Origin of the sequence: Streptococcus tangpeifui (assembly GCF_044503215.1) — a bacterium.
Taxonomy (GTDB): domain Bacteria; phylum Bacillota; class Bacilli; order Lactobacillales; family Streptococcaceae; genus Streptococcus; species Streptococcus tangpeifui.
The window spans coordinates 1,743,630-1,770,160 of record NZ_CP172427.1 but is presented as its reverse complement, the minus strand read 5'-3'; the positions used below and the strand labels follow the sequence as shown (position 1 = coordinate 1,770,160).

Sequence of the window (26,531 nt, the reverse complement as noted above, 5' to 3'; positions counted from 1 at the left end):
AAAAAACTTGTCATGATTAAATAAAAGTAGAGAGAATAAGGAGATCTTTATGGGATTATTTGACCGCCTATTTGGCAGAAAAAAAGAGAAGCAAGAAGAAGCAGAGCAAAATTTAGCAAGCTCTGAGGTTCTGGAAGACAGTGCCCAAGTTTCAGAAGATCTAACCGTTGAAGAACAGCCATCGGATGCGGTTCAGGAGCAGAGCGATACGACGAATCATTCAGTATCAGAGAACCTCGTGCAGCCTCAAGATAAGACAGAAGTTATGTCGGAAGCTCCAGACCCTTCTTGGGTCAAAGATGTTCTTGACTCTGAAAATTTTATGGCAGACTACAATGCCCTCAAATCCTCCTTAGCTGAGGATAATGATATTCTTTCAGAAGCGGTTAGGAGTTCAGAGGACACTGCCAGCCAAGAAATTTCTTCGGAGGTCGCTGAGACTGCAAAAAAGTTTGAACATGAGGAGCCTGCCGATGCGCTAAAGTCACCAGAGACGACCTCTTTAACGACTGACTACCAGCCTCAAGTAGTTTCTTCAAAGGCTTCGTTGACATCACAGTCGTCTCAAACCTATCAAGCCGCTGAAGATAAAGAAGCAGAACCAGTCCCTCAAGCGGGAGAAGCTGCCCAAGCAGCGGATGTTTCAGAGACAGCTCAGTCATCTGTATCTATAGCCAACCCAGTTCAGGAAGTGTCAGCTGTTCCAAGTCAGGAGCAGGAAAATCAATTGGATCAAGATTCAGCCAACTTATCGACTCAAGAAACGGAGCAGGAGAAGTATAACCGTAGTCTGAAAAAGACACGGACGGGACTTGGAGCTCGCCTCAATGCCTTCTTTGCTAATTTCCGTCGAGTTGATGAGGATTTCTTTGAAGACCTAGAAGAAATGTTGATCCTCTCTGATGTTGGTGTGCAGGTGGCAACTAATTTGACCGAGGATTTGCGTTATGAAGTTAAATTAGAAAACGCCAAGAAGACCGAGGATGTCCGCCGAGTAGTCATTGAAAAACTGGTGGATATCTACGAAAAGGATGGTCACTTTAACGAAAAAATTAATTTTCAAGATGATCTGACTGTTATGCTTTTTGTCGGTGTCAACGGTGTTGGGAAAACAACCTCGATTGGTAAGCTGGCTTACAAGTACAAGAATCAAGGTAAGAAGGTTATGCTGGTTGCAGCAGACACCTTCCGAGCTGGAGCTGTTGCCCAATTGGTCGAATGGGGCAATCGGGTCGGCGTGCCAGTGGTTACGGGTCCCGAAAAGGCTGATCCTGCTAGTGTTGTTTTTGATGGTATGGAAAAGGCAGTAGTTGAAGGTGTTGATGTCCTGATGATTGATACAGCTGGTCGCCTGCAAAATAAAGAGAACCTCATGGCTGAGCTGGGGAAAATCAGCCGGATTGTCAAGCGAGTTGTGCCTGACGCTCCTCACGAAACCCTTCTGGCTTTGGATGCTTCAACCGGTCAAAATGCTCTCAGTCAGGCCAAAGAATTTTCAAAGATTACCCCTTTGACCGGTCTCGTTCTAACCAAGATTGATGGAACGGCCAAGGGCGGTGTTGTCCTAGCAATTCGTCAAGAGTTGGACATTCCTGTTAAGTTCATTGGTTTTGGTGAAAAGATTGATGATATCGGTGAATTTCATTCCGAAGAATTTATGAAGGGTCTGTTAGAAGGCCTGATTTAAGTAAATTTGGAAAGGAGCTGGCCATAAGCTTTGCCTGGAATTTTCTACACGGATATTCGCCAATGTTTTCTGAGAGATCAGTATTGAATTAATTCATAAGGTTTGAATAAAGTGAAGAGGGTGGGACGACGAAGTCAATTTATATAAAAAATTGGCTCCTATCCCACCCTTTAGTTTTTATGGCTCTATAACTTCTGATGAGAATTTTCCTCACTGCAGTATAGAGCCAATGAAAAAGCCTGCCGCAGAAGGGCAGGCTTTTTTGGCTACCTAATCGCAAAGATAAGGTAGTTAAAGAAGTAGTAGTTAGGATGTAATATTTACGTATCAGATCACTCTTACAGGTCAAATTAGGAAAGAATGATTACATTGGAAAAAGAATAAAAGCAATCTAGAATATAATTTATAAATCTTACACCTAAGACTAGTATAGCTCAATACTAAAAGAAGGCGATAGGAAAATCCTAGAATGATATTTTTTTGTCTTGAAATGTCAAACAATAGTATTGCTATACTAGATTTTAAGACTTTCTTAATAGTCGTGGTTTAAAAGACGCGATAAACATAAGGGTTATCAGGCTGGCTGACGGCTTGGCACTTGGATATTTTCAGGACAGGCAGGCTCTGCTTTAGAGTCTGATTATACTCAATATGGACAGTGCCGGTAGCCTGAACCCAGGTGTTATTAGAATAATGCTGACTATTGCCAGTAGTTGACAAGCCATAAACACCGGAGTCAGCTATGCAGTGGATAATCCCAAAGCGAAAGAGGAATTGATGGTCCTTTTGTTTCGGATCATTGTAAACAAAACCTGTATAGGTAATGGTTTTACCAACAAAGCGGTCTGGATAGAGATAAATCAGCTCCATTACTTCCATATAGTTTTCAGTGGTAATCTCAATCCTATCCTTGTTTAAATAAGGTTTCATTTCCTTTTGCATTTCAGTCTTGTAAGCAGCCGAGGTGAAGTAGGCTGAGGTATCCGGCTTGAGGTATTGGACGGTTGTTCCATCAGCACTGGTCCCGCCAGATGATCCTTCTGCTAGAGGGAAACTGTAGCCTTTGGCCGAAACAGTTGTTGAATTAAGGGTGACTGTTGGTACTAAAAGTCCCACCAAGACTGGAAAAACTAGAATAAAAGGGCTGAATAATTTGGCCCAGCGTCCAGTCAGGTGACTGTGGGTCTTCATCTTTCTCATCCAGATAGTCAGCTGGACAACGGCCAAAAGAAAGGAGAGGATCATAGAAATATAGGCTAGGTAGGAGTAATGAATATTGATATACTGGTTGAGCTTACCTGATAACTGTAGATACATAGTCAACTCAAAATAACCCGCTAAAATCAGAAATCGAATCATTTTATAGCACCCCCACAAGTAGACAATAGATGATAATGACCGTGCTAGAGACCCCAACAAATTGTCCAATAAATCGGACCTTGAAGGACTTGAGCATCATCAGTAGGTTCTTAATGTCAACCATTGGTCCAATCAAGAGGAAAGCCGTTACTGGGCCAATGCCAAAAGTTGATAAGAGACTGGCTCCGATAAAGGCATCGGCTTCGCTACAGAGTGAGAGAATGAAGGCCATCAGCATCATGACTAGAATGGCTAATAGAGGCGTATGCCCAACTGTTCGTAATATCTGAGTTGGAATATAAATCTGCATGGCTGAGGCTACTAGACTACCAAAAATCAGATAACGACCGGTATCAAAGAATTCGTCAACAGCATGAGCCAGAGCGTGAAAGGCCTTCTTTCCCCAACTTATCTGGCTGTAATCTTCATGTCCGTGACTGACATAGTTATCCCTTAAGATATTATCGTTGACGAAGAACCCCAACAAAATCCCCAGACTAACAGCAACAATAATAGCGCCGATTAAGCGTAAGGTCAAAACATAGAAGGAATTTCCGAAGGCTGAGTAGGTCGCAAAAAGCACGATAGGATTAATAATCGGTGCTGTAGTCAAAAAGGGCACAGCCGTATAGCTGGGCACCTTCTTTTCCAAAAAACGAGTGATGATAGGCACAATACCACATTCACAAGATGGAAAAATAAAACCAATGAAAGTACCAAAGAGAATGCGCAAAAATTTCTGTTTCGGCAGGTATTTATTGACAATATCAGGAGTCAGATAGACTTCGATAAAACCTGATAAAATGGAGCCTAAAAGTACAAAAGGCAGCGCCTCAATGATGATGGACAAGAAGATGGCCAACCATTGGAGGACGCTGTCTGGTAAGTTTTGAAAAATTGCCATAGTATTTAGTTCTTTTCAGATTTTTTTTCATCCTTTTTAGACTTGGGATCATTCCCACCCTCAAAATCAGGGAAGCTGGCAAAACCTTCCAGCATTTTTTCAAGCTCGTCTGTTTTCTTATATTGAATAGCCATAATAATAATCTCCAATCATTAGTGTCTGACCTTATTATACTATAAAAAAGCAAGTGGAACAGCTTTGAAATGCTAAGTGGATGAAACTCATCCCTTTGAAATGCAAAATCATACATCATTGATTCCAGCTTGACATACTTTTGAAGTTCTGCTTTATTCTTGAAGCTTCAACAGATTCAGGGCATGTTTTGCGGCAATCATCTGTGCAGTAAGGAATCCTCTGGCAGTCTTGATGGGCTGCCGGAGGTTTGTGCCTAGAAAATGGCCAGCGAAAAATCCCACCAGCAATAGTTTATTGGTGCTAAAGCCTCCAATGAATTGTGCAAGGCGAAGCCTTCATGGCTGTTCTGTCCTACTCTCCATTCTTGCTCTCAGTCACTGCGTCTTGCCAGTAAAGCGACAAAAATACATGAGACTGAGAACTATTGTCCGTGTTACTTTAAATTATTATTATTTTTCTCTTACAAGTGATTACTAAAGAGGCTTCAAACCGGAATTTGATGCGGTAAAAGTCAGTAAAGGCCTAAAGAAAAAATTAAGATTTTCACGACGCTTTCTTTATCTATGATATAATAGAAAAAGATTAAAAGGATATAAGGATTATTGATAAAGATGAATCAACAAGAATGGATAGCTTTGTTTGAATCGGTAAATGGCCGAAAGCCAACGCCTGATGAATTAGTAGCTGCTGCCAAAGCTGGTGTCATCCCCACTTCTAAGCATGGTAAATCCAAGGCTAAAGAAGAAGTGAAACAGAAGACCTCAGTAGCTCAAACGGAACGCCCGGTCTTTTCACGCCCAGCTCCTGAAAGAGATGAATTCGGACGAAAGATTAGCTCGTCCAAACTTTCTCAAGCTGAGCGGCCAAAGCCAACCCAAACGCAATCAACTAAGGAAGCAGAACCCAAGCCCAAACAGGTTAGCTCAGCCAGCTCGACAGGTCAGACTGTCAGACGTGCCAGCTTTGGTGGGGTCCATCAGGCCCCACAGGCTTCGGTAACATCAGCCTCACAGCAAGTTGCTGAGCCGGCACGGCAAATGAATCAGGAACCAGAAGCTACCACTAGTGGCCGCCAGACACAGCGAGGTTTTAATCAAACCAATCAGCCTCCAGTCCAGCCAGTTCAAAAGCAAAAGGCTAAGTGGCCAAAAGTCTTAGCCACTCTGGTTGCTCTCTTCTTCTTGGCCCTAGCTGGTGCTGGTGGCTATGCTTGGTGGCGTAACGATTCAGGAAATATCGAAGGAACTTGGGAACTAACCAATTGGCACTACTATAATCAAAAGAGCGGCAAATGGATTGATGCCCTCAACCAGTATGAAAAAAATGACTACAGCTATACAGACTTTGTAACGGTCGATGGTCAAAAACATTTTCAGGAGGACTCCTTCTATTTCAGCAATGACTACAAGTCTTATCCTAATGTTTCTCTGGCCAGCTATCTCGATAATATCTATCAGGTAGACCAGTGGAACAAGGAGATTATCATTGCTCCTTCTGAAAGCAACTACAAAACTCAAGTAACCAAGATTTTAAAGCAGGACCTTAAGGGGTACTACAAAAATAATAAAGGCACCAATGTCAATAAGGACATTTCCAGTATTATTGCCGGCTACAGCTACTCTAGGATGTACTCGGTTCAAGATGATGAATTAACGATTACCACTAAGGATAAATCTGGTCGGACCATCTCCAAGGCTGTCTACAAACGCCTATCCGCAACGAAGGCCAAAGATATGAAGAAAAACTTTAAGCGCATGCAGGCTAAGTTTGAAAAGAATTATCATATCAAATAAAAGAAGGCTGAGACACCCCCCTGCTTTGTTCTAACTATTCAGAGATATGCTAGCTTGATTTAGTATAGTTTGGCAGTCTATCCCGGCCTGCCGCCTTAAGATAGAAGAGTTGCAAAGGTCTGAGTCTTAAATAGAGGAGCGAAGAAGATTGGGATCGCCATTTCAAGACGATTTACAAATTTTTATTCCATTCTCAGCCTTATTTTGTTAAAAAGAATAAAAACGAAACGGTAAGAGGGTTAAAAGATGGATTTACAAGAATGGAAAAGATTTTTTGAAGATGTTAATCACCGTCAACCCAGTCAAGATGAAGTAAAGGCGGCGATAGAGGCTGGTGTGGTATCCCCAATGGTCCATGCTTCCGAACCCTCTTTTGGCTCTGCCGGACTTCAGTCAGCCCCCTCTCAATCAGCGGCAAGAGAGCGATTGGGCCAAGGGGGGGCAGCACAATCAGCAGCCAGTAATGGTCAGCCTAGCTCTCCGACTTCTTGGCCGCCCAATCCTCAGAACAAGACCGAATTGGGTCAGAGCGTCAATCAGGTTCAGCCTCAGTTTACTGGCAATTCAGCTCCAACCATGCCAGCCTCTCCCCCTAAGAAAAAGGCCAAGTGGGCTTGGGGGATTTTGGGGACTCTTGTTGGTCTTCTTATTTTAGTCGGCTTGGTCTTTGGCGGCTATGCCTGGTGGCGAATGGAATCCGGCAATATTGAAGGAACTTGGCAGATGACCAGCCAAAAATATTATGATGATGGTGAGTGGATAGATGCACTCAAGGAATACAAAGATCATGATTATACTTTTTCTAGCTGTATGACAGTTGATAGCCAGAATAATCTCAATGAGTACACTTATTACTACGACAACGATTTAGAGAATTATCCAATCATTTCCGTTCAGGCTTATCTCAAAAATTACTACCATGTTGATAAATGGAATAAGAGGATTACCGTTAGCCTATCCAAGTCAGATTTACGCGGAAGGATCAAGAAGACCTTGAAGAAAAAATTCAGAGACTATTACCATTATACCAATGAGGACAGTCTTGATGATGATTTGGAAAATATTATCGAAACCTACGACAATACTATTAGTTACACAGTAGATGGTGATCGATTGGAAGTTATTACCAAAAATAAGAGTGGGAAAATTGTCCAAAAAACCAGCTATAAACGCTTATCATCCTCCAAGGCTAGTGAGCTAAGGAAAATCTTCAACAATGTTAAAGCTAAATTTGAAGATAACTACAACATTCATTAAAACGCGCAGACGAGGTCTCCTCGTCTTTTTTCATACCCAATTTTGTGATATAATAAACTGTCGTGAAGCCGGTGGTTTCAGTCAGTTGCCCGCTAGGAAAGTTTCTCGGCAGGCCAGTATAAAAAATAACAATAAAGATGGCTTGAGATTTTTCTCAAAATCCAGAAAGTCATCTGTCAACTAGTTTTTAGGTAAAGGAAGACGATAAACTATGTCTAATAAAACTTTTTATGTGACGACTCCAATCTATTATCCATCAGGCAAGTTGCACATTGGGTCTGCCTATACGACCATTGCCTGTGATGTTCTGGCTCGCTATAAACGCATGATGAATTATGATGTGCGTTATTTGACTGGGCTTGACGAACATGGTCAAAAAATTCAGCAAAAAGCCCAAGAAGCTGGCATCACTCCTCAAGAATATGTTGACGGTATGGCTAAGGAAGTTAAAGAGCTGTGGGAACTCTTGGACATTTCTTATGACCAATTTATCCGCACCACAGATGATTTCCACGAAGAAGTGGTTGCTAAGATTTTCGAAAAATTGCTAGCGCAGGGTGACATCTACCTTGGTGAGTACACAGGTTGGTACTCTGTCTCTGATGAAGAATTCTTCACGGAAAGCCAATTGGCTGAGGTCTACCGCGATGAAAATGGTAATATGATTGGCGGTGTAGCTCCATCTGGCCATGAGGTTGAAAAGGTCTCAGAAGAATCCTATTTCTTCCGCATGAGTAAGTACGCCGATCGCTTGATTGCCTATTATAAGGAGCACCCAGAGTTCATTCAGCCTGACGGTCGTATGAACGAAATGCTCAAAAACTTTATCGAACCAGGCTTAGAAGATTTAGCGGTTTCTCGTACGACCTACACTTGGGGGATTAAGGTGCCATCAAATTCAAAACATGTTATCTATGTTTGGATTGATGCCCTGATGAACTATATTACCGCACTTGGCTATGGACAGGAAAATCAGGCTAACTTTGATAAATTCTGGCACAATGATGCTAACCATGAAGTTCTTCACATGATTGGAAAAGACATCCTGCGTTTCCACTCCATCTACTGGCCTATTATGCTGATGGCTCTTGATTTACCATTGCCAACACGCTTAGTGGCGCACGGTTGGTTCGTCATGCAAGATGGCAAGATGTCCAAATCAAAAGGTAATGTTGTTTATCCAGAAATGTTGGTCGAACGTTTCGGACTGGATCCTCTTCGTTACTACCTCATGCGTAGCCTTCCCGTTGGTTCAGATGGGACCTTTACGCCAGAGGACTATGTCGGTCGGATTAATTATGAATTAGCCAACGACTTGGGCAACCTCCTCAATCGGACGGTTGCTATGATTAATAAATATTTTGATGGCAATGTTCCTGCCTTTGCCACAGCCACTGAATTTGATGCAGACTTGGCGGCAGTTGTAGCGGACAATATTGCAGCCTACCACCAACAGATGGAAGCTATTGATTTTCCTAAGGCCTTAGAAGCAGTTTGGACCATCATTTCGCGCACTAATAAGTATATTGATGAAACAGCACCTTGGCTGCTGGCCAAGAATGAAGATCAAAAGGCTCACTTAGCAGCTGTTTTGGCTCACTTAGCCGCTAGCCTGCGTGTTATTGCTCACCTTATCCAACCGTTCATGATGGAAACATCCAATGCCATTATGGAACAGCTGGGCTTGGGTAAAGACTTTGATTTAGAAAATCTTAGCTTGGCTGGTCTGCCAACGGACATCAAAGTGGTTAAAAAAGGAAGGCCTATTTTCCCGCGTCTGGATATGAACGAGGAAATTGCCTATATCAAAGAACAAATGACAGCCGACAAACCTCAGTCCGAAAAAGAATGGAATCCTGAGGAGGTTGAGCTTAAATCCAGCAAGAGCCAGATCAAATTTGATGATTTTGACAAGATTGACATTCGTGTTGCAGAAGTTAAGAATGTTGAGAGAGTTCAAGGTTCTGATAAATTGCTGCGCTTCCGTCTCGATGCTGGTGATGGTGAAGACCGCCAAATCCTTTCTGGTATTGCTAAGTTCTATCCGAATGAGCAAGAGCTAGTCGGTAAGAAGTTACAAATCGTCGCCAACCTTAAACCGCGTAAGATGATGAAACAATATGTCAGCCAAGGAATGATTCTCTCGGCTGAACATGAAGGCCAATTGACCCTGCTAACTGTTGATCCTAGCGTGCCAAATGGCTCTGTTATTGGTTAGAGGACCTATGCGTTAAAATAATAAAAAGGTCAGGATTTTTGCCTATCCTGATCTTTTTTATGTTACTCATTAATGATACTTTGAAAGTCAACATGAGATGTCAGTGGTACCAATTTGCCGAACTTTTGAGAGTGGGACAAACAGCCATAATGGTTTCGCCCTACCCACAAAATATTGTAATCTCTGAAGATTGCGTATAAAAGGTCTTGCATCCTATTGGCTATTTTAGATAGAGTAGTTTGCCACAGTGGATGGGAGTAAGACTTGTTAGTTACGCCAAGAAGCCTTACTCTCTGCACAGGTCATTAGGGGCTTTAGCACCAATGAACACCGCCGGTTGGAAGTCCTTTCCTTGTCTATTTTTGATTTCTTTTGAGTATGACTTTAACTAATCGCTCTAGTAAATTATCTTAGATTTTCTAGCAAGAATGTTATGACCTGCCTTCCTCTTTTTTACAGGCTATTTTGTTAACTGGTAATACTTATTTAAGAGTAAAAATTACTCCTGCTTTATCATTCCGAGTTAGTTTTCATAATCTCCTAATAATCTATTAACCTCTAATGATATTAATCTGTTTTATTATCAGTTACCCATCCAATTATCCATTGATTTTTGATGGCAACAAAGCATAAGGTGGTAAGCGCTGTTGTTTTACCTAGCTATTTACAGGCCGGTTAGATAGCTAAAAATAGGGATAACGAAATCAACAACTAAGCCGATAATGACAACAGCAATAGCCGCCATGGCGCCTTCCAATTCTCCTAACTCTAGAGCAAATGCGGCTCCAACTGTATGACCGGAAGTCCCCAGCCCTAGACCGACGCCGATTTCACTTTTATCAAGTCGGAAGAATTTAACGAGTTTTTTACCTAGGGCATAGATAATCACAGCATTGAGAATGCAAGCCATAGCGGTAACGGCTGAATTACCTCCAATGGCGCTAGCGATGGGTAGAGCGATGGCAGTTGTTGCAGCCTGTGGCAGCATAGAAGCAGTGCTGACATGGCTGAGTCCAATCATTTTGGAAATGCTGACGATAAGGATTAAGGAAATGACCATGCCTAGCGTTAGGCTGGTAAGAATTTCCAACCAGTATTTTTTAATGGTGGCATTCTTCTTATAAAGGGGGACAGCAAAAGCGATAGTGGCTGGATTGAGGAACCAGAAAATCAAATCACCACCAGGCTTATAAGCTTGCGTGTAGAGGGTTTTAACATCGGTTCCTAATCCCTTAGCCAGTAAAATCAAGAGGATAATACCGGCAACCATGGCAAAGAAAAGAGGTTGCAAGAGAAAGAACCCCTTGCTCTTTTTGAAGAGATATTGACCGATTGTATAGAGAATCAATGAGAAGCAAATACCGAAAATAGGTGTTTTCAATAGTTCCATTTTATTTACCCTCTACTTCCTTGGCAAATTTTTTCGATGGACGAAAATGAAATTTTTCTGCTAAGTCCGTTAAACTGACTTTCCTTAGAGATAGAATGGCACGGGTAACATAGGTAACGATAATCAGCATACCAACTGTTGATAGTCCGATGACCAGCACTAACTGTAGCCCTTCTGCCTGAAGGATATTGAGATTGGCAGCGATGGAAATGCCTGATGGAACGAACATAAAGCCAATCATGCTAATAAGGAGGGAGCCTAAAGAGTCTACCCATTCTACCTTGATAAGATGACTGCTGAGCAAGCCATACATTAAAAGGAGTCCGATAACAGTAGCAGGAATTGGCAAGGCTTTTGGCAGCAGCTCAGAGATGATTTGGGAAACCAAAAGAATGGCTGTATAGATAGACATTTGGATAAACATAGGTGCTGATTTTCTTTGGCGGGTTTCAGTCGTTTTTTTCATGATGCAGATATCTCCTTCCTTTGTTGAACGACTTTATTATAAAAGATTTTTTAGTAAACGTTTTCAATTTGGAGCCCGATTGCGAAAAAAAGAAGCTGAAATGCAATTTTCAACTTCTCAACGGCAAGATAAATTTTTGAGCTTATGGTGAATCATTTTACAAGGTAAGGTGGTTGTTTAATGCTTTTAAATAGGAGCGTCCAACAGGGAATTTTTCCCCATTAGTCATGACTAGTAAAAGAGTGTGGTTAAACCAAGGCTGGATTTCTTTAATCATTTCAAGATTGACAATGGTATTGCGGTGAATCTGTAAAAAGTTGGGAGATACCGCCCGCTTTTTAAACCAATTGAGGGGCTTTTTGACAGTATAACTGCTATCTTTAGTGCTGACGGTTAGCTCTCCATCTTCAACACTGGCTGCAACGATATCGGGTAGCTTTAAGACAACGCTGCGATCGGCTAGTGTCAAGGTCAATAATTCGACACTTTTTTGAGGCTTAACAGCAGCTGTTTCAGTTATGTTTAACTGTTGTATCTTTTGCGCTTTAGCGAGTGCTTTATCAATGCGTTCTTGCTCAAAGGGTTTTAGAACATAATCTACAGCATTACTGTCAAAAGCCTGAACAGCGTAGTCGTCGTAGGCAGTAGCAAAAACAACCAGAGGGGGCTGGGCCAGTTGCTCTAATTGATTAGCCAGAGTAAAGCCGTTTTCCTCACTGAGGGAGATATCCAGAAAAATCAAATCAATAGCCTGACGAAAGAGAATTTTTTCCGCTGAGCTAATATCTTCTGCCTCGAAAATCTCCGGTTGAGCAATCTGGGAGCTGTTTTGGATGAGGAAGCTTAATTCCTGCCGAGCTAGCTGTTCATCATCAAGAATCAGAATTTTCATGTTTATCATCTCCGATAGTGGTGTGCTTAGGGATAGTGTACCAGACAATGGTTCCCTCAGGGCCACTGTCAAAATGCAGACGGCTAATACTGCCGTAAAGGAGGGTAAGGCGATTGTTGAGATTAACTAAGGCTGTTCCTGATCCTGTACTTTCTGCGACGATTTCCTGTCCCAATTTATCAATGATAGCAGAAGAAATCCCTGTTCCATTATCCTTGACAGCTATTTTGTAGCTATTTTGTTCATCTGTGATGGTGATAAGAATACGATTGTCAGTCTTACGATCTTTAAAAGCGTGGCGAACAGCGTTTTCAACTAAAACCTGAAGTCCAAAGGGCGGTAAAGTTATAGATTCAGGAACTGTAATGTCATAGTCCAGCTGATATTTGTCGGGGAAGCGGAGTTTTTCAATATTCATATAAGCGTCCACATGGGATTTTTCTTGCTCTAAAGTGACCTCGCGGTCTTGACCGCCCTGCAGGCTAGTTCTAAAAAAGGTACTCAGCTGCATGAGAGCGTAGCGCGCCTTGCTGGCATCGATGCGGATTAGGGCACTAATGGTATTGATAGCATTGAAGAAAAAGTGGGGGTTGATTTGGGCTTGAAGGGCCTTAATTTCAGCAATACTAGCGAGTTTATTCTGCTCCTCGGCAATGCCTATGGCCAGTTGACCTGAGAAGATTTGTGCTAAGCCTAGAGCTAAATTTTCTTCTACCTCTGTTATTTGCTTATCACCAGCGAAATACATTTTTAAGGCACCTACAGTTTTGGCGTTAATCTTGAGGGGAACGACAATAGCAGAATTGAGAAGACAGTTTTTATCGGGACAAGAGATAGATGACTTATCCAAGGCGATTTGAGATTCTCCGCTTAAGATAACACTCTTGGAGAGATCAGTTTTGACAGGCTGCCCAGAAATATGATGATCTTGTCCTATCCCGATATGGGCCAGAACATTAGTACGATCAGTCAGCCCTACGGCATCAAAGTTGGTATGAGCTTTGATAATAGTACAGACTTTGGCTGCCGATTGCTGACTCAGCCCCTGTCGAAGGTAAGGCAGGGTTTGGCGTGTTAAATCTAAGACATCACGTGTCTGGACGGCGCGCAGTTGTTGCTCATTGGAAAGATAGGTCTTAAGAATAGCCAGAAACAGGGTTGATCCTAGACAGTTGAGCAGCATCATAGGAATAACAATCAGTTTGACCAAATCCCAGCCTGTAAAGATGCCAACGAAAAGCATCTGAATAGACTCTGCCAACAAACTGATAAAAATCACTTGGGCCGTAGATGGATAGAGCCTTTTCCCCCTTAGATAATCGCCGATACGGCCACTGAGGTAGCCGACCAGAGAAGAACTGATAATGTAAAAGGCGCCGGAAAAATTTCCTTGGAGGAAGCGATGAATCCCGCCGATAAAGCCTACCACCGTACCAACCAGTGGGCCGCCTACTAGACTGGCGGTTGTAATAACGAGTGTCCTAGTATTGGCCAGTGAATCTGAGTGAGAAATAGAGGTGAGAATTGGTCTTTCAACCAAGCTTCGGTCTCCTCTGATTTCGATTCCTGTCATATTAGAGATAATGACAAAAATGCCAAAGATGATCATTAAAGCAATTTTTTCACGTTTGGACCGCTCAACAATCAGCTGTCGAAAGTAACTGTTATTGACAAGTAAGAAGGCTAGGATCATAATAATTCCCAGCCTTTGGAAAAGCAGAATCATTAACATAGTGAGAGCCTCCCTTAGCTGCCTGTTGTACGGCTGTGTCTAGTCTCCATTTTACTATTAGAGAAATCTAGTCAGTGTAGATATCTTAATCCATGATAATCATACTAATGGCACTGACATCTTGAATAATTGAATTGACGAAAGAATTTGCTAGAACTAGCTTCGTTAAACGGATACTAAATACATTCGAGGAAGAAGATGCGATAGCTAGATAATAATCATGGCTGTGATTGGCTGCTGTCCACTTTTGATGGGACACACGCGCCCTATCATTGCAGCCTACCCTTCATGTCTGCAATCTAAACGGAGACTGACTTGAGCAGATAAAACTCTTTGGCGCTACCTTTGACCACTTTACTGTAAAGGTAGTCTCTCTGCATCGCTAGTGGTAGCTTTCCTTCTGTATCAATTTTCGTTTCGCCATATCTGTGCTTGGGCCGGCAGAAAAGTGTATTCTGAGTCCACAATACCGACATTCCTATCAAAAAAGTGGATTTTTAATCGGCTTCCTCCCCGATCTTGTGCCTCTATTGTAAACGTTCTCTTTTACATTTTCAACTGGTAAATGGTTCCCATACTTTTTAAATAGGCGTAAATAAAAAGGCTAAAAAGCAATAAGCCCTTGTCTCATTAAGTATTTGCGCTAGTTGGTAGGGGCGTTTAGTCAGAAGTGAAATAAAAAATCCAGAGTGTTATAATGAAGTTAACTGTAAAGATCAAGATAAACAATGAGGATACGAAACAACTATGAGTCCATTCCATGCCTCTGTTGTTGTGGAAAACCTTGCAATAGTCAAGCGACTAAACATGCATAACACTTGAGAATGGGACAGAAGTCAATTTTTTATATAAATCAACTTCGCCGTTCCCCCTCTGTACAGTTGATTAGGATGGCCGCTAACAATTGCGGAGTAGTTAAACAGTCCAGTGGACTGTTTAAGGGGGTGCCTTAAATGGGGACTGCACCCCAAGATAAGGACCTTCCCAACCACTGCGTTAAACTATTATTACTGCAAAAAAATAGAGAGCTGGAATACTTTTTCCCAGCCTCCATAAACTTATTTTACGAGGAGGATAAGTATGAATTTTTTGAATCCTTGGGATCATATTAAAATATACTCGTTACAAAGAAAGGATAATTTTAATTTTTTTGATTCTAGAATCCATATATTATTTGTTTTAGATGGAGAAGTCGAAGTAAAGATAGATAATAAAACGATCATCCTTAAGAAGGATAATTTTTATATTATTCCTAAAGCAGTAGCTGTAGAAGCCACCCTGAAAACAGGGAAAGGTTTTCTATATGTTCTAGACTACTTTTCAAAAAATGATAAGGAGAACTATTCTTATGCCTTTAGGGGGAATAATATTGACCAAAGTAAGCCTACGGACTCTAATTTAATTTATTACCTTAAACAAATTTTGCTTTCAAAAATTGCTCCTAGTTCTAACACACAGACTGCTATTCTTCAAAAGTATTTTTCTCTTTTGGTTCTCCTAGAAGAGTACTATCGTGTTGAACTGAGACAACGAACTGATAAAAATATTAAAAGTCAGATAGAAGATATAAAGTTCTATATTGATAATAATTTTGAGAAAGAAATTCGATTGTCGGACCTAGCAGAGCAACTGTATGTAACAGAACAATATTTGTCTCGAATTTTCAAGGAACAAAATGGAATTGGAATTTCAGAGTACCTCATAAAATGCCGTTTGGCAAAAGTTAGGCAGCTATTGCTAGAAACTGATGATAGTATTACTGATATTGCTTATTCGTCTGGATTTTCGAATATCAATTCTTTTAATCGTCTTTTTAAAAAGTACCAAGGTGTAACACCCAGTGAATACCGTTTTGAGATAAAGAAAAATTTAAAAATAGAAAAAACTTCAGAAGAAGAAAAAATAGTGGACTTTGAGGAGGCTAAAGAATATTTAGTAGATAGCTCATATACTACTGAAAAAGAAAGAATTAGCATTAATACAGAAGTAGATCCAAGTTGGTCAGTTGAAAAGCAGCAAATGATGATTAATTTGGGATACGCTGGCGATTTAATATACGGTTCGTTGGTCAAAGAGTTAGCTTCCCTGAATAATTTTACGTCATTTGACTACGGTCGGACTTGGGGAATCTTAAGTGATTCAATTTTACACCAGAGAGATGATAGATTTGATTTTACCAAAGTAGATGAGATCTTACAAAATATATTAGATTTGAAACTAATTCCGTTCTTAGATTTAGGATTTAAGGGTAAACAAATTCACGAATCGATTTCTAAAGTTGTGAATCAAGAAAACTTTGAACTTCCTAATAATCAATTTTCAGATATACTAGAGCGTTATCGAGTATTCATGGAACATATTGTAGAACAATTCGGTTATGAAAATGTCCGACGATGGAAAATTGAAATTTGGAAGCCCAATCATTACGTCTTAGAAACTTTAGAAACTGAAGGATTAAAAAAGTTGGTGCTTGAAGATACTATTCTTGATATATCAAAGAATAGTGGCTATTTTTATTTTTTCAGTCAAGTGAAGACTCTAATACAAAGTATTATTCCCGAAATAGCAGTTGGGGGCAGTGGTCTTAGTTTAGATTTAGAAAGGCAGGATTATCAATCTTTTATTGAGGAGTGGTCGAATGAAGAAATAAAACCTGACTTTTTAACGGTTAGCATGTTTTCGTTTGATGGACTAAAACACAGGCCACATAGTAAGCGGTCATCAGCAGTTATTTCAGCAAACACCCATCTTTTTAAAGAACTTCTACAAAATATAAAGGAATGTCTAGATGAATCTAAATTATGCTCAACGATAATCGTGTCAGAATTCAATGTTACCATTAGTTCCAGAGATCTGATTAACGATACAGCATTTAAAGGTCCATATATCCTTAAGAACTTAATTGATATTTGGGGAATTTGTGAAATTGTTGGCTATTGGTTGGCTTCTGATCAATCCTTTTCAACTATAGATGTTAATAAGCAAGAAATTTTTGGGGGTAGTGGTTTAATTTCTAAAAATGGGATTCCGAAACCAAGTTTTTTTGCTTTTGACTTTTTAAATAATTTAGAAGGGAAATTACTTTATCAATCTGAGGGTGTTGTAGTTATAAAAAATCAAAACAAAATTTCATTATTACTCTATCATTATTGTCATCTGAATAATTTGTACTATTTTGAAGAAAATAGAAATTTAACCAAATTGACAATAGGAACTATTTTTGATGATGATGGAAAAACAGTTTACCAATTTGAAATCGGACAACTAAAACCTAATAGCGTATATAAGATTAAGTCAAGATACATGGGAGTTAATCACGGTGCTTTCTTGACGCAATTAAATGGCTTGAGCTTGGATGATCACTTTAGTCAAGAAGAGGTAAATTATCTCAAACTTAGATGTATACCTGAATTATCAAGGGAAAAAAGTAAAACGAATTTAAATGGAGAGCTAAAATATCAGGTTGAGTTAGAGCCACATGATATGGTTCTAGTGGAAATCGAAAAATAATATGTAAAAACAATGGTCTTTTTTTAAACAAAAGAGATCGTTGTTTTTTTTTAGACAAAAATGTATTGCTTAAATATTTAAAAGCGATAAGTGAAGCGATTACATTTTTGGCAAAATAAAGATGCCGAGTATTGTACAATGCAAAAATTATATTTGGAGGTTCTTTAAAATGGAGGAACAAAAAAAGCTCAGTAATCTTACTATGATTATGTATGGTATGGGTGATTTGGCTAGTCAATTTGTTTGGACATTTGTTGGGACATACCTAACCGTCTATTATACGGATATTGTTGGGTTAGCTCCTGCAGCAGTTTCAGCAATTATGTTCATTGCTCGTATTTTTGACGCCTTTAATGATCCTGTGATGGGGGTTATTGCTGAAAGAACAGAATCAAAATGGGGTAGATTTAGACCCTACATTATATTTGGTTCACCATTTTTAGTTGTATTTAGTGTCTTAACATTTACAGGTCCCTTTGGAAACGGAACATCAGGAGTTGCTTGGGCAGCATTCACATATATCATTGCTGGCTTACTTTATACTTTAGTTACAATACCTTATGGAGCTATGGCTGCCGTCATGACCACGGACGATCAAGAACGCAATACGCTGAATGCTTATCGATCAATTGGGATGAATGCAGGTATGATTATTGTAAATTCATTATCTGTTCCAATTATGCTATTCTTTTCAAAAGGCTCAAAAACTGCAACTAGTTCAGGATATTTGATGACCGCTCTGATCTATGCGATTGTATCATTACCAATTTTCTACGGAGTCTTTAAAACAGCGAGAGAAGTTGTAAAACCCATTCGTTCAGAAAAAGTTCCATTAAGTGTTACTTTAAAAAATATTGTGGGTAATAAATACTTAATGATTGTATTTGGGATCATGATTCTTCAAATGACTGCCTATATGGGGAGGATTGCCATAACATCATACTACGTTATTTACTGTTTAGGTAGTTTTGCATTAATTTCACTATTAATGACTATTCCTTCTATTGGAGGTGTAATCTGTTCTTTATTTATCGTTCCTTTGATTAAAAAGTTTGGGAAACGAACAGTTCTGGCAGGATCTATGATGATTCAAGGTATTGGCTTAATAATTGTTTACTTTTCTGATTTTTCGAATATTATATTGATTATCATTGGGCACATCATTTTTGGTATCTTTAATATGGGTTACCCAATCACCTTAACGATGGTTGCTGATTCGGTTGATTACCAAGAGCTACAAACTGGTGTTCGTACAGACGGTACTGCTTATGCAACTTATGGATTAGCAACAAAAGTCGGTAATGCTGTGGGTGGTGCAGTAGGTGTCTTGGCCTTGTCCTACATGGGGTACAGACCAAATGTTCAACAAACACCTAGTACTCAAGCAGGAATTAACTTAATTGTAAATTTGGTTCCTGCAATTCTATTCATTATTGGTGCAGCTATAGCTTACTTTATGTGGGACCTTTCAGCAGAACGAATGGATGAAATTCATCTCCAATTAATGGATAAACGTGAAATTCGTGCCAATGTTGATGAAGTATCAGAAGAAATTGTGGTAAGTGACGAGAGAATATATGCCCCCGTTTCAGGTAAATTCATTTCTCTGGAAAATGTAGACGATAATGTATTTGCAAGTGGTGCACTTGGACAAGGATTTGCAATTAAGCCGGACTCCAGCATTCTTGTGTCACCAGCAAATGGTATCGTTACAAGTGTTTATTCAACAGGACATGTTTATACATTGAGAACTACAAATGGTGCCGAACTCTTGATTCACTTGGGCTTGGGAACCGTTGCACTAGATGGCAAGGGATTTGCTAAGACTGTTAAAGTGGGCGATAAAGTTCAGGTTGGGCAACAATTAGGCGCATTTGATAGAGATGTTATTGAAGGCGCAGGCTTAGATGATATTGTATTAGTCCTTGTCACAAATACTTTAGATTACAGCTCTATCACAAGTCTGGTTCAAGATGGTCAGGTATCAGTTGAGGATGCCTTACTACAAGTTAAGAAATAACTTTAATAATGAGGATGGGAAACAAAGTCTTATCCTCATTTTTGTTACCAATTCTTACACCCAAAAGTTCTTAGAGATAGAACATCCGATATTCTTTAAGAGAAAAGGGAATTGATAATGGGCGTTCCCTTATAGTTTTATACAAGCTGATATTGAATTACTGAGGTTAGTTCTTCTACCATCAGCATTTATATAGATAAGTCGTTTATGTTTAAATAATATCATTAAAAATGATACTTTTTTGCATTTATATAAGAATAGAGAATAAATACCACAAAATCAGGAGAACAAGGAAGTTTAAAAATGAGAAGTTTTATGGTGAATTTGGTCTTATAATAATAGGCGTAAATGATAATAGAATATGGAGGAAGTTATCATGAATAAATTAAGATTCGGTATCATCGGTTGTGGTGGTATTGCTAATAGCAAGCATTTTCCTGCACTTGCTAAATTGTCTGATAAACTCGAAATTGTAGCTTTCTGTGACATTATTGAGGAACGTGCTCAAAAAGCTGCTAAAGAATATGGTGTGGAAGGTGCTCTTGTCACAACTGACTATCATGACATTGCTAACCATCCTGATATTGATGTTATCCATGTCTTGACACCAAATGTATCTCACTCAGAAATTACTGTTGCTTCACTTGAAGGCGGTAAGCATGTTATGTGCGAAAAACCAATGGCTATCAACTATGAAGAAGCAAAAGCCATGCTTGATGCTGCTAAACGTACTGGTAAGAAGTTGACTATCGGTTACCAAAATCGTTTCCGTGCCGATTCGCTAGCTACTAAGGATGCTTGTGAAAATGGTGAACTGGGCGATATTTACTTTGCAAAAGCTCATGCTGTTCGTCGTAAAGGTGTTCCAACTTGGGGTGTCTTTCCAGACAAATCTAAACAAGGCGGCGGACCGCTTATTGATATCGGCACTCACGCCCTTGACTTGACTTTGTGGTACATGGACAACTACGAACCAGCTATGGTACTTGGCTCAACCTACCAAAAATTGAAAGATAATCCAATGGGAAATATGTTTGGCCCTTGGGATCCAGAAACGTTTGAAACAGAAGATTCAGCCTTTGGTCTTATTAAGATGAAAAACGGAGCAACTATCTTCCTTGAAGCTGCTTGGGCACTCAATATGATTAACCCTAAAGAAGCCCAAGTAACCCTTTGTGGAGATAAAGGTGGTGCTGAAATGTTTGGCGCAGCTTTCATGGATAAAGGTTATGTTGTTTTCAATAAAGCCGCACATGGTCAATTGGAAGAAACAAAACCTTCTGAAGCGGGTGGTGTTTTTGGATTTGCAGGTGCAAGTCTCGAACAACGTGATGCGGAGGCTCAACAATGGCTTGATGCCATCATTAACGATAAAGAACCAATGGTTAAACCTGAACAAGCAATAGTTGTAACACGTATTCTTGAAGCTATTTACAAATCAGCTGAAACTGGTCAAGTCGTTGTTTTTGATGACTAAGTGAGATGAATTGGCATGAGGTTAAGAACATGACAGAAAAGAAATTACATTTTGGTATTATCGGTTTTGGCTTTATGGGGCAAACTCATGCCAAAATGATTACGGAAGATTTAGAGTATGCAGAATTAGTTGCCGTTTGTGACATCAATAAAATGCAATTAGAAAATGCTAAGGACGGTTATGAAACCTATTTAACTGCGGATGAATTGCTGCAAAATGATGTTATTGATACAGTGATTATTGCAATTCCTAATCACCTTCATTTAGATATGGTAAAAAAGGTGGCAGCAGCAGGAAAAGATATTATTTGTGAAAAGCCTGCTGCTCTGAATGCAAAAGAATTTGAAGAAATGCAAGCTGCTGTTGAGAATGCAGGGGTACGGTTCACAATTCATCATCAACGCCGCTGGGATCAAGATTATTGTATTGCTAAAGAAATGTATCAAAGTGGTACTCTCGGAAAAACCTATACCATTCAGAATAGTTTGTATGGCTTCAATGGGAATATGCATGACTGGCATATTTATCCTGAATTTGGTGGTGGTATGCTATATGACTGGGGCGTTCATCTCTTGGATCAAATGCTCTACATGGTTGATAGTGAAGTTGAAGCCGTCTATGCAACCGTTAAGAATGTGATTAACAAGGATGTTGATGATTATTTTAATATTCAACTCCAATTCAAAAATGGTGTAACAGGGCAAGTCGAACTTGGTACTTATTTCTTAGATAATTCAGATGGCTGGTTTGAGCGGCACTGGTTCCTTGGTGGTAACAAAGGAAGTGCCAAAATCGATGGCTTTCACCCAGAAGGACACATAACTCGAACAACAGATTTGCTTCATAATGTTCCTGGACAAATTACCATGACAGCAGCCGGTCCCACTCGTTCGTTTGGTCCAGCTCCTGAAGGCCGTATTGTGACGGAATCCCTTCCAGAAGTTAACGTTAGCCATAAGATGTATTTTGATCGCTATTATGACTATGTGGTAGGTAAGGGAGAATTGGTTGTGAAGCCAGAAGAGATCTTACGACTAATGAAATTAGTGGATGCCATTCGTGTATCTGCAAAAGAGCATCGCAGTATTTCCTTCGAATAAGTGATAAGTTTGGAGTTCGCCTATTGAGCGGACTCTCTGTTAATAGAAAGTGTGAAAAAATGAAACTTGGATTAGTCTCAGCAATTTTAGATCATAGTTCATTTGAAGAATTAATTGATATTTGTGCTGAAAATGGCTTGGAATGTGTCGAAGTAGCTTGTTGGCCACAAGAAAAAGCAAGTCGTCGCTATGCAGGAGTATCACATATTGATGTCGCTAATTTAGATGCTGACAAGGCTGAAGAATTAAATAGTTACGCGGCAAACAAGGGGGTTGAAATATCGTCATTAGCCTATTATCCCAACCCATTAGATGAAAATTTGGAAAAACGGCAAGAAGTCATTGCTCACTTGTACAAGGTTATTGATGCCTCGGCGTTGATGGGGGTTAATATGGTGACAACATTCATCGGACGCATGCCTAGTAAGGCTGTTCCTGAAAACTTAGAGGAAGTTAAAAAAGTGTGGCCTCCAATTATCGAATATGCTGCCAAAAAAGGAGTAAAAATTGCTATTGAAAATTGTCCGATGCTTTTTACAGAGGATGAGTGGCCAGGGGGCCAAAACTTGATGACCACACCTGCTATTTGGCGTCAAATTTTTAAAATTCTTCCTTATGATAATTTTGGGATCAATTATGATCCATCGCATTTTGTATGGCAACAAATTGATTATATTGCTCCACTATATGAATTTAAGGATAAAATCTTCCATGTCCATTATAAAGATATCAAACTTTTATTGGATAAATTGAAAGACGTTGGTGTAATGGCGACGCCTCTTCAATATATGAGTCCTAAATTACCGGGATTGGGTGATGTTGATTGGGGAAAATATGTATCAGCTTTGACTGATATCGGCTTTGATGGCTATACCTGCATAGAAGTAGAGGATAAATCTTTTGAAAAGGACGATCAAGCTGTTCTAAACTCAATTGCGCTAAGCACACGTTATCTTCGTCAATTTGTCATTTAGAAAGAGGGATATCATGAGTATCAAAACCGCTGTAAGTTTATATAGCTTACAAGATGAATTTATGAATGGTCGGATGTCTTTGGAAGATATCATGGCCTATCTTGATGAAAATCAAGTGCAAGGATTTGAAATTTTACCAGATCAAATGTTACATGGAACACCTCATCCCACCGAGGGGACTTTAACGGAATGGGATCGTATTCTTGCTAAAACGAAGTCCAAACCAGTTTGTGCCGATGTCTTTTTGAACACTAATCTTTACAATAACCGGACACTGACCGAAAAAGAATGTGTTGATTTGCTGATTGATGAAATCAAGCTGGCTCACCGCCTTGGCTTCAAATTGATTCGATTGGTATCAATGGTTCCAAGCTTTGTAATAGAACCACTGCTCCCATACGCAGAAAAATATGATGTAGCTTTTGCTCTAGAAATTCATGCTGGTATGAGCTTTAATGAACCTGCTACAGCGAAATTCATTGAAGAAATGAAACGTGTCAATTCTCCTTACTGCGGTATTGTCGTTGATACAGGTATTTTCTGCCATGCTATTCCACGCGTCTTCAATAACTTTAATGAAAAAGTCTTAGGTGTTGATCGCGGAGTGATTGATTTGTTCAATGCACAATTTGATAAAGGACTAGACGGGACTCATCTAATCGATCGCAATCGTAAGATGGTGCCAGAACTTGAAAAGTTTGCTACTCCTAAAAACATGCCTTACATTATGCTGGCAGATGGCTATGAAAACACACCATTGTCTGCACTTGATGAATTGATGCCTTATATTAAGCACTTTCATTTTAAACTGTGGGAAATGACAGAAGAAGGTATCGAATATTCTATCGATTATAAGAAGATTTTGCAGTATCTCCACGATCAACATTACGATGGTTATGTCGCAACCGAATATGAAGGTAATCGCTGGATTTTGCCGGGCAATCCAATGGTAGAAAAAGAACAGGTAGCTGCTCATCAAAAACTCTTGCGTGACCTGATTGCTGAGATTGAAGGATAGGAGGAGACAAATGTTTGATAATAATGTCTTTAAAAAGGATTCTTGTAAAAATACAGTAGTAGACGGCAAAACTGTCGGTTTTGAGTTGGAAACGTTCATTACTTACTATCGTGCTATTCCTTTGTCAATGGTTAATGATATTCGAGTTAAAGTTGATGGTACTGAGGTACCGCGTGATGCTATCCGCTGCAGCGCAGAAGGAGAAGATTGGTTCACACTTGATGAGATGACAACGGTTACCACTTATAAGTGGGAATACGATGTCCCTTTGAAAATTCGAGTGACTCAGGAAGAAGGGTTATCTTCGGGTGAACATGATGTTGAGTTAACTGTTGTTACTCGTACAGCGTATATTCCAATCCCAATTAAAGGTGTCAATACTAGAAAAGTTGTGATTGCATAAATTCTAAAATCCTGCGCTGTGGTTGTGCAGGATTTTCTTTTGGAAGGAATTGCGGATGAGTAAAATAAAAATCGTAGCAACGGACTTAGATGGTACCCTTTTAAACAATCAATTACTACTTTCAGATAGGAATTGTATTGCACTACATCAGTTAAAGAAAAAAGGTATCCATGTAGTCCTGTGTTCAGGTCGCCCTTTTAATGGAGTGAAACATTTATTAACTAAAATTGGCCTTGATGGGGCGGATTATACAATTTCTTATAACGGATCTTTGATCCAAACAGCTGATGGACGCGAAGTCCTTCATTATGCGAAACTATCTCCTTATGATTTTCAAAAATTGAATGAGCTTTTTACAAAATTTGGATTAGGTTTACATGCGATGACGATGGATAGGATGTATAGCTATAATCAGGAAGTTCATCCATTGACTATTCGAGAGTCATACTTAGGTAAGCTTCCCCTTACAGTTTTACGGACTAACATAATTGTTCAAAAACCAATTATAAAGCTGATGGCCGTGGGAGACGGTCAGCGAATTGATCAGGCTATGGCACAATTACCAAAGGAATTTGCTGATCGCTTCTCTTTCAATAAAAGTGAAGATTTCTACTTGGAAATCATGCAAAAAGGAGATAATAAAGCTAAAGCCTTACAAATTCTCATGGAAAGACTTGGGTTATCACCGGAACAGCTTATGGCATTTGGGAATAATCAGAATGATTTAGAAATGATTCGTCTGGCCGAAGTAGGTGTTGCTGTAGAAAATGCAGTCCCTGAACTAAAGAAGGTTAGTAATTTTTTAACGGAAAGTAATGATCATGATGGTGTAGCTCTATTTTTAGAGCGTTATGATATATAAATCAGAATATAAGGAAGTGTAAACATGAAAAAAATTATTGGTATTGATTTAGGCGGTACAAGTGTAAAAATAGCTATTATCTCTCCAAGTGGGGACATTTTAGAAAAATGGAGCATTCCGACAAATGGATTAGATAATGGAAATAACATTGTCTTTGATATTATTCACTCAATTCAGGAACATTTTGAGTTGCTACAATTGTCTGAAAAAGATTTTCTAGGTATTGGAATGGGATCACCAGGGAAGGTAAATCCAGTTGAAAAAACAGTTGTTGGGGCTTATAATCTTGGATGGTCACGTTTACAGCAGATTGGAAAGGTATTCGAAAACATATTTCCTCTTCCATTTTTTATTGGAAATGATGCCAATGTCGCTGCGCTGGGAGAGCAATGGAGAGGTGCAGGGAAAGGGGAACGTGATGTGGTTATGTTTACTTTGGGAACAGGAGTTGGAGGAGGAATTGTTGCAAATGGCCAACTAGTCACGGGTTTCGGAGGGGCTGCAGGAGAGATTGGGCACTTAAAAGTGGATACCGAACAGAGGTTTACTTGTACATGCGGGGGAAAAGGATGCTTAGAAACAGTCGCCTCTGCAACAGGAATTGTAAACTTAGCTCGCTATTTTTCAAAAGAATACGAGGATGTTTCAAGTATAAAGAAGGCAGTTGACGATGGAAATGATATTACCTCTAAAGAGATTTTTAATTCAGCCCAAAAAGGTGATGTACTTGCTAATACGATCGTAGATCAATTTGCTGGCTATCTCGGGCTGGCGTTATCTCATGTGGCCAATACTTTAAGTCCAAGTCATATTGTAATTGGCGGAGGAGTCTCCGCAGCAGGTGAATTCTTGCGCCAAAAGATTGCTGAAAAAACTTACGAAAATATCTTTCCACAAATCCGAGATAGATGCCAAATTTCTCTCGCTGAACTGGGTAATGATGCAGGTGTTATTGGTGCATCAAAATTAGTATTACTGGGAGTCAAGAATAATTAATGAAAAGCATAGATTCAAAAATAATTTGGATTACGAGTAAAAATAATTTGTAACATAATCAATTTTTAATGATACAATTTTCTGAACTAGTCTAGTGTTGTAAAAAGGACTATAACTTAGAATAACTATATTTAGTTTTGTCGCTGCTGAGAAGACCCCAAATGGTCTTCTTTTTGATTTTTAGCAGTGTAGTCACTTATTATAGGAAACTGTTATACAGCTTTAGATGAAAAAATAGATAAAACAGAGTTTACTTAAAAAATGCAACGCTATATCGTCAAAATAAGAGATAAATGGCTTAATCAGGATTGTAGTTCTTAGAGAGATATAACGAGGGA

20 protein-coding genes are annotated in these 26,531 nt (G+C 39.5%); 13 read left to right on the top strand and 7 right to left on the bottom strand.

Annotated elements, in window-relative coordinates; all coding sequences use genetic code 11:
• Positions 1-49 precede the first annotated feature (49 nt).
• Entirely contained in the window at positions 50-1,687 is a 1,638-nt protein-coding gene (gene ftsY / locus ACFSN5_RS08085) for a signal recognition particle-docking protein FtsY (RefSeq protein WP_165329372.1), read from the top strand.
• Between the two features lie 546 nt (positions 1,688-2,233).
• Here ftsY and ACFSN5_RS08080 read toward each other — a convergent pair.
• The 3 genes from ACFSN5_RS08080 to ACFSN5_RS08070 are packed head-to-tail and all read right to left on the bottom strand — an operon-like array spanning position 2,234 to position 4,084.
• Positions 2,234-3,046 carry a TIGR03943 family putative permease subunit gene (locus tag ACFSN5_RS08080; protein ID WP_004226217.1) on the bottom strand — a complete coding sequence of 271 codons (813 nt, stop codon included), beginning with the start codon at positions 3,044-3,046 and terminating at the stop codon, positions 2,234-2,236.
• Position 3,047: 1 nt separating this feature from the next.
• Positions 3,048-3,950, bottom strand: coding sequence for a permease (locus ACFSN5_RS08075; protein ID WP_165329373.1), 903 nt, complete (start codon positions 3,948-3,950; stop codon positions 3,048-3,050).
• Positions 3,951-3,955: 5 nt separating this feature from the next.
• Positions 3,956-4,084 (bottom strand): SPJ_0845 family protein, encoded by a 129-nt coding sequence (locus tag ACFSN5_RS08070; RefSeq protein ID WP_004226523.1) that lies wholly within the window; start codon positions 4,082-4,084, stop codon positions 3,956-3,958.
• Between the two features lie 612 nt (positions 4,085-4,696).
• On the opposite strand from ACFSN5_RS08070, the gene ACFSN5_RS08065 reads away from it, so the two are divergent.
• From ACFSN5_RS08065 to metG, 3 genes are all read left to right on the top strand, one after another.
• Positions 4,697-5,878 (top strand): hypothetical protein, encoded by a 1,182-nt coding sequence (locus ACFSN5_RS08065; protein WP_165211467.1) that lies wholly within the window; start codon positions 4,697-4,699, stop codon positions 5,876-5,878.
• Positions 5,879-6,124: 246 nt separating this feature from the next.
• Entirely contained in the window at positions 6,125-7,135 is a 1,011-nt protein-coding gene (locus ACFSN5_RS08060; protein WP_165329374.1) for a hypothetical protein, read from the top strand.
• 211 nt (positions 7,136-7,346) lie between these two features.
• Entirely contained in the window at positions 7,347-9,353 is a 2,007-nt protein-coding gene (gene metG, locus ACFSN5_RS08055; protein ID WP_165329375.1) for a methionine--tRNA ligase, read from the top strand.
• Between the two features lie 664 nt (positions 9,354-10,017).
• Here metG and lrgB read toward each other — a convergent pair.
• From lrgB to ACFSN5_RS08035, 4 genes are all read right to left on the bottom strand, one after another.
• A complete protein-coding gene (gene lrgB / locus ACFSN5_RS08050; protein ID WP_004227909.1) occupies positions 10,018-10,743 on the bottom strand; it encodes an antiholin-like protein LrgB in 726 nt (241 codons plus the stop codon).
• A 1-nt stretch (position 10,744) separates the two neighbouring features.
• Positions 10,745-11,209: a CidA/LrgA family protein gene (locus ACFSN5_RS08045; RefSeq protein ID WP_004229776.1), complete on the bottom strand. Its 465-nt coding sequence runs from the start codon at positions 11,207-11,209 to the stop codon at positions 10,745-10,747.
• Between the two features lie 157 nt (positions 11,210-11,366).
• The gene (locus tag ACFSN5_RS08040; RefSeq protein WP_004225806.1) at positions 11,367-12,101 is read right to left on the bottom strand and encodes a LytR/AlgR family response regulator transcription factor; all 735 of its coding nucleotides are present in this window, start codon (positions 12,099-12,101) and stop codon (positions 11,367-11,369) included.
• Positions 12,082-13,833 (bottom strand): LytS/YhcK type 5TM receptor domain-containing protein, encoded by a 1,752-nt coding sequence (locus ACFSN5_RS08035; RefSeq protein WP_165211458.1) that lies wholly within the window; start codon positions 13,831-13,833, stop codon positions 12,082-12,084. The genes ACFSN5_RS08040 and ACFSN5_RS08035 overlap by 20 nt, the downstream gene beginning before the upstream one ends.
• Before the next feature lie 1,080 nt (positions 13,834-14,913).
• On the opposite strand from ACFSN5_RS08035, the gene ACFSN5_RS08030 reads away from it, so the two are divergent.
• From ACFSN5_RS08030 to ACFSN5_RS07990, 9 genes are all read left to right on the top strand, one after another.
• Complete coding sequence (locus ACFSN5_RS08030) at positions 14,914-17,343, top strand: GH39 family glycosyl hydrolase (protein WP_165211455.1); 2,430 nt, start codon at positions 14,914-14,916, stop codon at positions 17,341-17,343.
• A gap of 169 nt (positions 17,344-17,512) precedes the next feature.
• The gene (locus ACFSN5_RS08025; RefSeq protein ID WP_165211452.1) at positions 17,513-19,363 is read left to right on the top strand and encodes a glycoside-pentoside-hexuronide (GPH):cation symporter; all 1,851 of its coding nucleotides are present in this window, start codon (positions 17,513-17,515) and stop codon (positions 19,361-19,363) included.
• Positions 19,364-19,739: 376 nt separating this feature from the next.
• A complete protein-coding gene (locus tag ACFSN5_RS08020; protein ID WP_165211449.1) occupies positions 19,740-20,840 on the top strand; it encodes a Gfo/Idh/MocA family protein in 1,101 nt (366 codons plus the stop codon).
• A 29-nt stretch (positions 20,841-20,869) separates the two neighbouring features.
• Entirely contained in the window at positions 20,870-21,940 is a 1,071-nt protein-coding gene (locus ACFSN5_RS08015) for a Gfo/Idh/MocA family protein (RefSeq protein WP_165211446.1), read from the top strand.
• Positions 21,941-21,999: 59 nt separating this feature from the next.
• The gene (locus tag ACFSN5_RS08010; protein WP_165211443.1) at positions 22,000-22,914 is read left to right on the top strand and encodes a sugar phosphate isomerase/epimerase family protein; all 915 of its coding nucleotides are present in this window, start codon (positions 22,000-22,002) and stop codon (positions 22,912-22,914) included.
• A 13-nt stretch (positions 22,915-22,927) separates the two neighbouring features.
• Entirely contained in the window at positions 22,928-23,932 is a 1,005-nt protein-coding gene (locus ACFSN5_RS08005; RefSeq protein ID WP_206221354.1) for a sugar phosphate isomerase/epimerase family protein, read from the top strand.
• Positions 23,933-23,942: 10 nt separating this feature from the next.
• Positions 23,943-24,335 (top strand): C-glycoside deglycosidase beta subunit domain-containing protein, encoded by a 393-nt coding sequence (locus tag ACFSN5_RS08000; RefSeq protein ID WP_165211440.1) that lies wholly within the window; start codon positions 23,943-23,945, stop codon positions 24,333-24,335.
• A 55-nt stretch (positions 24,336-24,390) separates the two neighbouring features.
• Positions 24,391-25,197 carry a Cof-type HAD-IIB family hydrolase gene (locus ACFSN5_RS07995; protein WP_165211437.1) on the top strand — a complete coding sequence of 269 codons (807 nt, stop codon included), beginning with the start codon at positions 24,391-24,393 and terminating at the stop codon, positions 25,195-25,197.
• Positions 25,198-25,221: 24 nt separating this feature from the next.
• The gene (locus ACFSN5_RS07990; protein WP_165211435.1) at positions 25,222-26,193 is read left to right on the top strand and encodes an ROK family glucokinase; all 972 of its coding nucleotides are present in this window, start codon (positions 25,222-25,224) and stop codon (positions 26,191-26,193) included.
• The last annotated feature ends 338 nt before the right edge of the window (positions 26,194-26,531 follow it).